This is a genomic window from Nitrospinota bacterium (genome assembly GCA_009873635.1).
Taxonomy (GTDB): domain Bacteria; phylum Nitrospinota; class Nitrospinia; order Nitrospinales; family VA-1; genus LS-NOB.
The window spans coordinates 107,019-118,540 of record WAHY01000003.1 but is presented as its reverse complement, the minus strand read 5'-3'; the positions used below and the strand labels follow the sequence as shown (position 1 = coordinate 118,540).

General features: G+C 43.1%; 12 protein-coding genes. 3 read left to right on the top strand and 9 right to left on the bottom strand.

What is annotated here, in order from left to right:
- Positions 1 to 294, top strand: a 294-nt coding sequence (locus F3741_03235) for an SOS response-associated peptidase (protein ID MZG29813.1), incomplete at its 5' end; no start/stop codon positions are given.
- A gap of 78 nt (positions 295 to 372) precedes the next feature.
- On the opposite strand, the gene F3741_03230 is transcribed toward F3741_03235, so the two are convergent.
- Genes F3741_03230 through F3741_03220 form a run of 3 tightly spaced genes read right to left on the bottom strand, consistent with a single transcriptional unit; the run spans position 373 to position 3,038 of the window.
- On the bottom strand, positions 373 to 975 hold the full coding sequence (locus F3741_03230; GenBank protein ID MZG29812.1) for a methyltransferase domain-containing protein: 603 nt from the start codon (positions 973 to 975) through the stop codon (positions 373 to 375).
- Positions 972 to 1,904 (bottom strand): phosphoglycerate dehydrogenase, encoded by a 933-nt coding sequence (locus tag F3741_03225; GenBank protein MZG29811.1) that lies wholly within the window; start codon positions 1,902 to 1,904, stop codon positions 972 to 974. The genes F3741_03230 and F3741_03225 overlap by 4 nt, the downstream gene beginning before the upstream one ends.
- Before the next feature lie 3 nt (positions 1,905 to 1,907).
- Positions 1,908 to 3,038: a TraB/GumN family protein gene (locus tag F3741_03220; GenBank protein ID MZG29810.1), complete on the bottom strand. Its 1,131-nt coding sequence runs from the start codon at positions 3,036 to 3,038 to the stop codon at positions 1,908 to 1,910.
- Positions 3,039 to 3,263: 225 nt separating this feature from the next.
- On the opposite strand from F3741_03220, the gene uvrB reads away from it, so the two are divergent.
- Positions 3,264 to 5,255 carry an excinuclease ABC subunit UvrB gene (gene uvrB, locus F3741_03215; GenBank protein MZG29809.1) on the top strand — a complete coding sequence of 664 codons (1,992 nt, stop codon included), beginning with the start codon at positions 3,264 to 3,266 and terminating at the stop codon, positions 5,253 to 5,255.
- Between the two features lie 5 nt (positions 5,256 to 5,260).
- Here the strand turns inward: uvrB and F3741_03210 are convergent, their stop codons facing one another.
- The 6 genes from F3741_03210 to F3741_03185 all read right to left on the bottom strand — a co-directional run bounded on the left by F3741_03210 (position 5,261) and on the right by F3741_03185 (position 10,301).
- A complete protein-coding gene (locus F3741_03210; protein ID MZG29808.1) occupies positions 5,261 to 5,530 on the bottom strand; it encodes a PilZ domain-containing protein in 270 nt (89 codons plus the stop codon).
- On the bottom strand, positions 5,500 to 5,910 hold the full coding sequence (locus F3741_03205; GenBank protein ID MZG29807.1) for a hypothetical protein: 411 nt from the start codon (positions 5,908 to 5,910) through the stop codon (positions 5,500 to 5,502). The genes F3741_03210 and F3741_03205 overlap by 31 nt, the downstream gene beginning before the upstream one ends.
- Before the next feature lie 156 nt (positions 5,911 to 6,066).
- Positions 6,067 to 7,941 carry a penicillin-binding protein 2 gene (gene mrdA, locus F3741_03200; protein MZG29806.1) on the bottom strand — a complete coding sequence of 625 codons (1,875 nt, stop codon included), beginning with the start codon at positions 7,939 to 7,941 and terminating at the stop codon, positions 6,067 to 6,069.
- Positions 7,938 to 8,456, bottom strand: coding sequence for a rod shape-determining protein MreD (gene mreD, locus F3741_03195; protein MZG29805.1), 519 nt, complete (start codon positions 8,454 to 8,456; stop codon positions 7,938 to 7,940). Before mreD ends, mrdA begins: the two co-directional genes overlap by 4 nt.
- 6 nt (positions 8,457 to 8,462) lie before the next feature.
- Positions 8,463 to 9,275 carry a rod shape-determining protein MreC gene (gene mreC, locus F3741_03190; GenBank protein ID MZG29804.1) on the bottom strand — a complete coding sequence of 271 codons (813 nt, stop codon included), beginning with the start codon at positions 9,273 to 9,275 and terminating at the stop codon, positions 8,463 to 8,465.
- 3 nt (positions 9,276 to 9,278) lie between these two features.
- The gene (locus F3741_03185; GenBank protein ID MZG29803.1) at positions 9,279 to 10,301 is read right to left on the bottom strand and encodes a rod shape-determining protein; all 1,023 of its coding nucleotides are present in this window, start codon (positions 10,299 to 10,301) and stop codon (positions 9,279 to 9,281) included.
- Between the two features lie 259 nt (positions 10,302 to 10,560).
- Here F3741_03185 and F3741_03180 point away from each other — a divergent pair.
- The coding region (locus F3741_03180) for a hypothetical protein (GenBank protein ID MZG29802.1) at positions 10,561 to 11,522 on the top strand (962 nt) is incomplete at its 3' end.

Genomic DNA, 11,522 nt, shown 5'->3' with positions numbered 1-11,522 from the left:
TTTGCGGGACTATGGTCAAGCTGGAAAAATCCTGAAGGCGTGAGCATCAATACCTATACGATTCTAACCACCGAGGCAAATGAAACTCTAGCCACGATTCACCAGCGAATGCCGGTCATCCTGCCAAGCGAAAAATATGAGTGCTGGCTCGCGCCAGACTCAAACCTTGATACCGTCCGGAGTCTTTTAAAGCCCTTTCCTTCAGAGGAGTTCGACTTTCATCCTGTATCGAAAGCTGTCAACTCCCCGAAAAACAATCATCCAGAAATTTTAGCCGAGAACCTCGGCAATTAGATGGTTGCCTTTTCCCGATAACTACGATTCTTGATTGCCCATCCTCTCTGAGGCTTAAGATTAAATATTAGTGAGGTTTTAAATCTTTTTTTTCAAAACACCCAACCATTCCTTGTCTTTTCTCTTTTCAGCAGAAAAAGGAGTTTTATCGAGTTGCTGGATTTCAAATTTACCCGAAAAATGCGTTTCAATGTCTTCACGGGTTGTGTTGTAGGGTGGCCCGCCTTCTTGATCCGTATGATAAAACAATCCCACCAGGATTCCTCCCGGTTTCAACATACGCGTAACATTGAGGACGTAATCTTTCCTTTGTCGAGGAGGAATGGCACAAAAAAATGTCTGTTCAAGAACCAGGTCGTACCTGGAATTGTGGGAATCATCCATATCAAAGAAGTCCTGATACAATACCTGCCCATTCAGGTTTCTTTCTCTCAGTGTTTTTTCGAGATAATTGACAGCACCCTGGGAAAAATCTATCGCCGTAACATCAAAGCCGTTTTCTGCCAGAAAAACCACCTCGTGCCCTCTTCCACAACCCGGAATCATTACTTTACCTAAAGGCAGTTTTTTGTCTTTCCACAATTTTATAAAGGGAGGAGCGACCTGGCCCAGGTCCCAACCCAGGTCATTGGAATCATAATGACCTTGCCAGTCTTCCCGGCTGTATTCTTTCTCGCTCATTTCAGGTTAAAATATTCAACAAGATTTTGAACTGCCGCCCTGCCCATTGCTTCAACCGCCTCGAGGCTGTTACCCCCAATATGTGGAGTTACCATTAAATTGGAAAGGCTAAGGAACTCGGTATCAGTTGGAGGTTCCTCCCAAAACACATCCAACCCTGCTCCCGCGATTGCTCCTGACACCAAAGCATGGTGAAGGTCTCCCTGGTGGACCACGCGGCCTCTGCTGGTATTAATCAGAAAAGCCGATCTTTTCATTTTTTGAAACACTGAGTTATTGATAAAATTTTCAGTGTCTTTAGTCAATGGGACATGGAGGGTTACAACATCGGACGCGGCAATGAGCTCATCAAATCCCGTCTCCTTAGCACCCCATTGACGGCAAAATTCGTCGCGGTCAGCGATATCCCTAACAATGATATTGCACTGAAAGGGCTGTAAAAGACGTACCAACTCTTGCCCAATATTGCCGCACCCAATAACACCAATGGTTTTGCCACTCAGGTTTTGCCCTCCACTGCGGTTCCAAACTCCGCTCTTTAACTCCTCTGATACAGATAACATATTATGGCAGAGCCCAATCATGAACCCGATAGTAAGTTCAGCCACTGATCTTTTATTAGTGCCTGATGTCATTCGAAAACCTATTCCAGACAGTTCCAACGCTTGCTGATCGATATTATCCATCCCTACTCCATACTTTGAAATCATTTTCAACTTGGGCAGGGAACGTATTAATTCCACATTGACAGGATCTCTCCCAATAATAGCGGCATCAGCATCCTTTAAAAACTCAATCAGTTCCGAACCAGAAAGATACCTGTCATTTTGGTTAAAGACTGAATCAGGAAAATAACTCGATAATTCGTTTTTCAGGGCAGACGAATTGCAAAAAGCCGGAGGCGTGACTGCGACTCTTGGTAAATCCATTTTTTAATCCAATAACTGGGTAACAATTGAAGCCCCAGCAGTATATGTGCCTATCACAGACCCCATACTCGAAAAAAAGAAAATCAAAAACAGTCTGGCTACTCGGTTCTTCCACCACATAGAATAAACAGCAATATCTTCTCGCAAGGTTTCAAAGTCACTCACTTTGGGTTTACGCAGATAGGACTCCACCAAACCCACAACCATACCCGCCCCAATTGTAGGGTTTAAAGAAGTCAAGGGAGCCGCGAAAAAACCGGTAATGATAGAGACCGGATGGCCCAGGGCAATCAGAGTCCCCAGCGCACAAAAACCTCCGTTTAACAGCACCCAGGTCAGCACCAGCTTTTCACCCAATTCAGGAGATTGGTAATAACCAACTCCAAACATTGCCAGTATAAATATACAGATCCCCCAGCCTATGAAGTATCCAACCCGACTTGGCGGGGGCTTTTGATCAAGCATTGCCAAATGCTCCTCATCCGGGGGCGATTCAACGGTCGGTAACATGCCGATCAAATGTCCCGCACCTACCAACGCCAGGATTTTTTTAGGCGCTTCCGGTTCGCGGGCAATCTGGGCCAGGCGTCCTACCATGTATTGGTCTCTCTCATCTATGAGAACCCTTTTGATCTGGGGCAACTCTTCACCAAATTCACTCACTACCGAATGCAGCATGTCTCCCTCTTTGAGGTCTTCAATCTGCTGTTCGCTGATCTCTTCACCAACGAACACCCCGGCAATCAAACCACCAATGATTTTCAGTTTTTGCCAGAATGAGACTTCGGTGACTAAACGATGAAGAGTGGTCGAAATATTACGATCAATCACCTCCAGCCTGACATTATTTTCATGTGCCAGTTCAACAGCCCGAATCATTTCCTGTCCTGCTTCAACTCCAATGCGTTCAGCAAGACGTTTCTGATAAGCAGTCAAGGCCAGGTTGATCAAAAGAAGACCGGCCTTCTTTTTACGAAACACCTGATAGATGTCCAGATTCTTCCACCAAGCCTGATTAGTGATATTTTCCAGGCGAGGCGGACACAGTTCCACAGCAACACAGTCGTAATCACCATTCTTGATATGTTCCTCGACCATATCCACACTTAACTGAGAGACATGGGCCGTTCCCATCAAAGTCACTTCCGTATCGCCAAAGTGAGCGATTTTTATAACGTCTTCTTGCTTTTCCACATTATCCTTTCACTAACAGCAGAGAATTGACAAAACCAAACGACTTATGCGACAAAATATTAATTGAGTTAAAATGAGGAGGATTTCTTCCGTCTACAGGATAACCTTCAATCTATGAACCCCATAATTTACCATAAACCACTTTGGTATTGAATCGGTCTTTTTATGCATCCCTTTAAACTCCAGTCTGATTATGAACCAGCTGGCGACCAACCTCAAGCTATCGAAAAACTGGTAAATGGCCTGGACTCCAGCCCCAGTTCCCAGACTCTTTTGGGCGTTACAGGTTCGGGAAAAACTTACACCATTGCCAATGTTATTGAACGAGTACAAAAGCCGACTCTCGTTCTGGCTCATAATAAAACTTTAGCAGCCCAACTTTACAATGAGTTTAAAACATTCTTTCCCGACAATGCGGTGGGGTATTTTGTCAGCTATTACGATTATTATCAGCCTGAAGCCTATTTGGCCCAAACTGATACTTATATTGAAAAAGATGCCTCCATCAATGATGAGATTGACAAAATGAGACATTCGGCCACCCATGCTTTGTTTGAGCGGAGGGATGTCATCATCGTTGCAAGTGTATCCTGTATTTATGGTCTGGGTTCACCTGAAGCCTACCACGGTATGCTTCTATTTTTGGAAAAGGGGAAAGTTCTTGAGAGAGACCATGCTTTACAGAAGCTAGTAGAAATCCAATATAAGAGGAACGATATAGACTTTCAACGTGGCACCTTCCGGGTAAGGGGAGATGTTTTAGAAATTCTTCCTGTATATGAACGGAATGAAGCGCTTAGAATTGAGTTTTTTGGTGATGAAATTGAGAGAATTTCATCATTTGATCCTCTTACCCGCCAAACGCTTCGAGATTTGGACCGCATTGCCATTTATCCCGCGAGCCATTATACGACTCCTAAAGAACTTCTTGATAAGGCCATGGAGAACATCCGCAAAGAGTTAATTGAACGGGTGGCCTATTTCGAAAGCCAGAACCTGTTGATCGAAGCCCAGCGAATCGAACAACGTACCATGTTTGACCTGGAAATGATTAAGGAAGTCGGTTATTGCCAGGGCATCGAAAATTATTCACGACATCTTATGGGCAGACCAGCCGGCCAGGCTCCACCAACTTTGCTCGATTACTTCCCAAAAGATTCACTTTTCATTATTGATGAGAGCCACGTTACCCTGCCGCAATTACAAGGTATGTATAAAGGGGATCGATCTAGAAAAGAAACTTTGATTCGTTATGGTTTCAGGCTGCCTTCAGCCTTTGATAACCGCCCCCTCAAATTCGAGGAGTTTGACAATCATATCAACAATGTAATTTACGTTTCGGCCACACCCGGCTCTTATGAACTGGGAAAATCCTCCAACCAGGCAGTGGAACTAATAGCAAGGCCAACAGGACTGGTCGACCCGGATATAGAAATAAAACCTGTAGCCACCCAGGTGGACGACTTGTACAACCAAATCCGTTCCCGGGCAGAAAAAAATCAACGCTGTCTAATCACAACATTGACGAAAAGATTTTCAGAGGATCTTGCGGAACATTATTCCGAGCTTGGTCTAAAAGTAAAATACCTGCATTCAGACATTGTCACACTTGAGCGGACCCAGATCATTCGGGAACTCAGAATGGGAGAGTTTGACGCTTTAATAGGTATCAATTTATTGAGGGAAGGTCTTGATATTCCCGAAGTATCACTCGTTGCGATTTTAGATGCTGACAAAGAGGGCTTTCTGAGATCAACCACATCCCTGATTCAAACATCTGGAAGAGCCGCCAGGAATGTTTCTGGGAAAGTTATCCTTTATGCTGACCAGATTACCCAGTCCATGCAAGCCGCAATTGATGAAATGAATCGCAGAAGGGAAATCCAGCTAAACTATAATCAGGAAAACGATGTAACACCTCGTTCAATACAAAGAGCAATTGAACAATCCATGGAATACCCTTTAGTGCCAGAACTTGAAATGCAGGTTATGGAAGAAGAGGAAGCCTATGAATCCGGGAAACCTGTTCTTGAGCTGATTGCCGAATTGGAGAAGAAGATGCTCTCTGCTGCAAAAGATTTGAACTTTGAAAAAGCCGCCGAACTCAGGGACAGGATAAAAAGATTGAGGGAAAAAGACCTGGAAATTATTCTATAAGAATTTCATCTTGGCGCTCCCCTTTTTTCCCTGGATCTCAAAGTTATAAAGCTTGAAATTGAAGCTTCCGACTCAGGGAGAATGTCCAGCCATTTTACTCCTGTCACATAAGGGCTAAAGCCACTTTTGGGGTTCTTCCTTAAGTTCTTAACCTCCCCCCTTTGCAGTTTTATACTACCGCTTTCCGGAAGTTCAGCGGATATATTTAAAAGGTGATGTTTTTCCACTTCAAGTTTATGGCTGATCAGCGCCCCGCCTGAGCTGATATCCCTGATAACTCCGGAATCTTCAAATTTTTTATCACCTTCTTCATAAAAAAAGTAGCGGGAATATTAGCCTTAAAACGTTCAAATTTTCTGAGGTTATGCATATCAGCGTTACGAGGATATTCGATAACCAGTAGAGAAATCGCTTGAGCCAAGGCATAACTTGCAGAAGACTTGAAATTCACAAATAACCCATCTTTAATGAAATGAATTTGTACACCGGTTTGAGGAGCTACCCTGTATACATCGCCCCCTACCTTGGGCAGATCGGTAATTACATACTGCCCTTTCAACCAACCTCTTATACATACACTAAAAACTTCACCACGTATGGTAGCAGTAACTTTCTGTCCCATTACAAAAGGAATATCAGCACTTTCAATAGCCATCTACAAAAACCTCTAAAATGCCATAACCCGTGTTATCTGATACAACTTCATTGATTATTTCCATTAGGATGAACAAACTAAACAACCTTATCTGGATATTCAAGCAAAAAAAAGTACTATAAATCAGAGCAAGCTGAAGAAACGATTTCTCAATGGTTATGAGGGTTGCGGAGAAGACCCTTGCGAAGTATTTGAGGGTGGATAAAGCTCAAAATACTTCTTGAGAACTGCCCCGGCAATTGGCGCGGCTGTTGCCCCACCATGTCCTCCATGCTCTATAATAACGGACACCGCAATTTCCGGCTTTTCATATGGGGCAAAAGCAACAAACCAGGCATGATCTCTATACTTAACAGGTATGGCCTCACCTTTTTCCAGTTCCTCATTAGATTTCATTCTTACGACCTGTGCGGTTCCGGTTTTTCCAGAGACAACAATGTTTTTTAGTCGAGATTTTTTTGCTGTCCCCCGGGCACCATTCACAACATCCCGCAGGGCCTTCCTGACCTGCTCCAAGTGGTCGGGGTCCACCTCCAATTGACCAACAATATTAGGGAAAAATTCATTATGACTATGTCCTTCAGGCCCTTCAATACGTTTCACAAGATATGGCTTAAGAAGAACCCCCCCATTAGCTACTGCTGAAATCATGCTTGCCTGCTGTATAGGGGTCACCAGGTTATAACCCTGACCGATAGACGCAGAAATAGTCTCCCCTAACAACCAGGGTTCCTTTTTATTCCGCAGCTTCCAACGAGTTGTAGGAATCAACCCTCTTTTCTCCTGGCTTAAACCCAGCCTGGTGGGACTACCCAGCCCAAAACGCTTTGCGTATTTGGCAATCGTATCTATACCGAGACGATGGCCAATAGTATAAAAATAAACATCACAGGATTGAACTAACGCATCGTGCAAATTCACCGAGCCATGCCCGGATTTTTTCCAGCATCTATACCTGCCCCGGCCCAACTTAAAATGTCCGGGGCAAAAAACAGAAGTATCAGGTTTAATAATCCCTTCCTCAAGTCCCGCTATTGCCGTTACTATTTTATAAGTGGACCCTGGAGGATATTGACCATGGATAGACCTGTTTTGCAACGGGTGCCACTCATCGTTCACCAAAGAATTCCAGTTTTCAGGTGAAATCCCTGCGGCAAACAAGTTTGGATCAAATGAAGGATTACTGGCTATTGCAATGACCTCACCTGTCTGAACCTTCATCACCACAACAGAACCATTCAAATCTTTTTCCATGGTTCCTGAAATCAATTTTTCCAATTCCTGCTGAATCCTTACGTCCAAAGTCAGGATCAGGTTGTTTCCACTTTGTGGTGGAAATTTACGTAATGTCTGAAGTTCCCTGCCGGAAACATCCACCTCAACTTCCTTGTATCCCTTTTTTCCTCGCAAGGTAGCTTCATAAATATTTTCCAAACCATTTTTTCCAACAAAATCACCTTGCCTGTAATTGGAGTCTTTATCACTTTCAAGGCTTGCCTTGGAAATCTCGCCAAGATAACCCAATGTGTGGGATGCCAAACTGCTGTACACATAGTTCCTTAAAGGTTCGGCCTTTATGTGTATCCCCGGAAGGCTCATATTATTCTCTTCTACAAAAGCTACCTCCTTCCGGGAGATATCTCCTTTAATCAAAACTTTTTCAAAGGACTTACTACTCCTCATATCTTTTTTCAGCTTTTCCCGGTCAAAAGAAATTTTTTGAGACAACTTGTCCAAAGATGAATCCAGTTCGCTCACATCTTCAGGAGTTAAATATAAGTTGAACGCAGGCCGAATGCTGACCAGAGTCTCACCATTTCTATCTTTGATCATTCCCCTGTTTGCGGGCAAGGTGACCATTCGGACCCTGTTATTTTCTGATAGTCCAGTCAGGTATTGCCATTTCAAAATCTGCAGATACCAGATACGCATCCAGAGACAAAGAAAGGAAACCACGACAAGGATAGCAAAGACGCGGACCTTTTTCTTTATCGCATCGGTGGTTTCAATACCATAACGGAACGCGGTCATCTCATCATCCCCATGTAAGGATTAACAGTTTTTGACTGTACCCAGTTATCAACCTTATCAAACACCATGAATATGAATGGACCTATTAATGAATTATAAATACTGTACACAGGCAAGAACTGGTATAAAAAGCTTGACGCCACCTCTCCCTTCAAGATAACACTCATTGAAAAATAAAACACAAGACCATCAAAGATGGATGAAAAAACAAGAAATATCCCGATCGGTATCATTCCTTCAACAAAGAATTTATCCTTTAAAGTAGAAAAAAAATAGGCGATCAATCCTTTCGAAAGGGTATTCACACCCAACAGACCCCCGGAAAGGCTGTCCTGAACAAGTCCAAGGGCAAGTCCAGTCCCTATTCCTCTAGCCCGCGAATAGCGAACTCCACAATAGACTACCCATATAAGAACCAGGTCTGGAGTGATACCACCAAAAGAGAAGAGCTCCAACCAGGTGGTCTGGGCGGAAAATAAAAATACTGCAATTAGAATCTGAGTAAAAAAATACATAAAAAACTAAGGCAATAGAACAAGAACCTCTTCCAAACGGGACAAGTCTGAACCAGGATTTAAAGTGATTTCCTGAAACAGCCCCTGTTTCTTTCTAAAAACCTGTGAGACTTTTCCAATTACCAGACCTTTAGGGAAAATCCCTCCCAACCCCGAAGATAATACCTGGTCGCCTACTTTAACTTCTACAGTATTTGGAACATACTTCAGTTGGCACATATCTTCACCCATACCAACTACAACGCCTGATACCCGGGTATCCTGGAACAAGGCATCCACAGCGCTACGGCCATCAACAATCAAAAGTACTTTTGATGTGTTAAGTCCAGCATGAATAACTTGTCCAATCAACCCAGCATCTGTAACGACCGCGAGGTGGTCCTTTATTCCATCTTGCGTACCCTTATCAATAATTACCACCTTTGACCATTGAGTAGCATCTCTCCCAATCACCGAAGCCACAACAGTTTTCTTTTCCCAATCGTCAGAAGCCATGAGCTTTGACAGTCGCTTCAGACTGGCAATTTTCTCGATAAGCTGGTTCTTTTCTCTTACAAGACGCTGCACTTCCAGCTGTAGCCGATCATTTTCCCTGGCAACGTCTACCAGAAAAAAATAATTATTTATACTGTCGGAGACGGACTGAATAATGTTGGTAAAGAAATTCTGAAATGGGGATAAGATTATTCCAACTGTGGAGTCTAAAAAGCGAACGTTTTTTTCCTGCTTGACACTCAAAGTCATCAAGGCCAGGGAAAAAAGCAATATAGCCGAAACAAGTACAATATTTCTTCTGTTTTTATTTCCCTTGCTGGGCACCGGTTAGAGGGCAACTTTTCTCAGCAGTTTAGGATCGCTCAATACTTTTCCCGCTCCCAATGCAACTGCGGAAAGAGGATCGACAGCAAGGGTTATTGGCAAACCAGTTGCTTCTTTGAGAAGGATATCCAATCCTTTAATCAGCGAACCGCCACCAGCAACCACAACCCCCTTATCGACAATATCTGCCGCGAGTTCAGGAGGTGTTCGTTCCAGAGCAATTTTAACCGCTTCGACAATGGTCCCGAATGTTTCGGTCAGCGCTTCTCTAACCTCTTCATCCGAGACGAGTAGGGTTTTAGGAATACCCGCGACAAGATCTCTACCCTTGACTTCCATGGTCATTCTTTTTTTCAAGGGGTAAGCAGAACCGATCTGAATTTTAACCTCTTCAGCCGTTCGCTCACCAATCAAAAGGTTATATTTCTTTTTGATATAGTTCACGATGGCTTCATCCATTTCATCCCCGGCAATACGAACCGACTTGCTATAAACAATACCGGACATGGAAATTATTGCCACTTCGGTAGTCCCACCACCAATATCAATGATCATATTTCCCGTAGGCTCTTGCACCGGGAGGTCAACCCCTATGGCCGCCGCCATCGGTTCTTCTATCAGAAAAACTTCACGTGCTCCCGCTGATTCGGCAGAATCCCTTACAGCCCTTTTTTCTACCTGGGTAATCCCCGAAGGAACCGCTATGACTACCCTTGGACGCACCAACGTTTTACGATTATTATGAACCTTACGGATGAAATTACTGATCATCTTTTCCGTAACTTCAAAATGTGCGATAACACCATCTTTCATGGGACGGATAGCAGTGATGCTGCCCGGAGCACGACCCAGCATTTGTTTGGCCTCCACTCCAACCGCCATCACTTCTTTGGTGTTGCCGTTTATAGCCACCACAGAAGGCTCTCGCAAAACAATTCCCTGGCTCTTGACATGAACCAGAGTATTTGCCGTTCCCAAATCAATCGCCAAATCGTTGGAGAACAAATCCCAGAAAAAATTAAACACTCACAACCTCTTTCACAGATTCAACAAAATTTACGTAACCTCTTGTTTTTCCTCAGGTTTCTTTATAGCAAGGGGTTGTAAAAAAAGCAAGATAATTCCCGGTAGGCAGCTCACATCAAACCAACAATACACAACACGGCATAGAGACCAATATTCCTTTAAAAAACCTACTTACTCACTCATTAATAATGGCTTGCGATTCCCTTGCGTGTTTTATAGTATAGGTGCCTTCTTAAACCAAGAACCGAGAGAAACATATATGCTGAGTGTGATTCGAGAACATGCTGATTCATGGCTGATTAAAGCAATCTTATGGTTGATCATTTTAGCCTTCGTTGGAACCATTTTCTATTCATGGGGAATGGGTGGTGCCTCTAACTCTGGGGGTGGAGTTATAGCAACCGTTAGAGGAGAAAAAATCTATCAAGGTGAGTACGAACACACTTTTAATAACCTGGTCGATTTTTATCGACAACAATTCAGGAACCAGTTTTCTGATGAAATGATCAAAAAACTAAATTTGAAAACTCAAGCTCTTGAAGCTCTAATTCAGAAAAAATTGCTACTGCAGGAAGCTGAAAAACAAAACCTTCGAATCAGCGACACAGAACTGATTTCATATATCAAGGGATTACCAGTATTTCAAAGTGATAAAAAGTTCAGTGAAAAAACCTACCGGAATTACCTGCAGTTTCAACACATGACACCAGGAGAATTTGAAGACAATCAACGTGAGAACCTGGTATTAAGCAAGTTGGAAAAATTATTTTCAGCCAGCTCGAAAGTCTCTCAAAGTGAAATTCGAGAAGCTTATAAGAATGAAGAAGAAAAAGCTAAATTAGATTATGTAAGGTTTAATAATGACCACTTCCAGGTTGATAAAAAATTTACCGACCAGGAGATTAGTGATTTTTTTCAGGCCAATAAAAAACTATTTGAAGTACCGCCACAAATACAGGTGGAGTATGTAAAAATTGAACCCGGGATCTACCTTGAGGATATCGAACCCCGAGAGGAAGATATTGACGACTATTATCAGGCCAAAATTGCTGACTTCAGGGTAAAGAAAATGTACAACGCAAGTCACATACTTGCACATATCAAGCCCTCAGAGATTGAGGCAGAGGCTACTGATAAAGAAAAACAAAAACAGGCTGAAGAAAAAGCAAAAGCAAGGGTGACAGAACTTCTCGAAAAAGTTAAAGCGGGTGCAGACTTTGG

Coding starts and splice junctions, on each gene's coding strand:
- F3741_03230 (MZG29812.1), bottom strand. CDS start 975: ATGAGCGAGAAAGAATACAGCCGGGAAGACTGGCAAGGTCATTATGAT.
- F3741_03225 (MZG29811.1), bottom strand. CDS start 1,904: ATGGATTTACCAAGAGTCGCAGTCACGCCTCCGGCTTTTTGCAATTCG.
- F3741_03220 (MZG29810.1), bottom strand. CDS start 3,038: ATGGGAACGGCCCATGTCTCTCAGTTAAGTGTGGATATGGTCGAGGAA.
- uvrB (MZG29809.1), top strand. CDS start 3,264: ATGCATCCCTTTAAACTCCAGTCTGATTATGAACCAGCTGGCGACCAA.
- F3741_03205 (MZG29807.1), bottom strand. CDS start 5,910: ATGGCTATTGAAAGTGCTGATATTCCTTTTGTAATGGGACAGAAAGTT.
- mrdA (MZG29806.1), bottom strand. CDS start 7,941: ATGACCGCGTTCCGTTATGGTATTGAAACCACCGATGCGATAAAGAAA.
- mreD (MZG29805.1), bottom strand. CDS start 8,456: ATGTATTTTTTTACTCAGATTCTAATTGCAGTATTTTTATTTTCCGCC.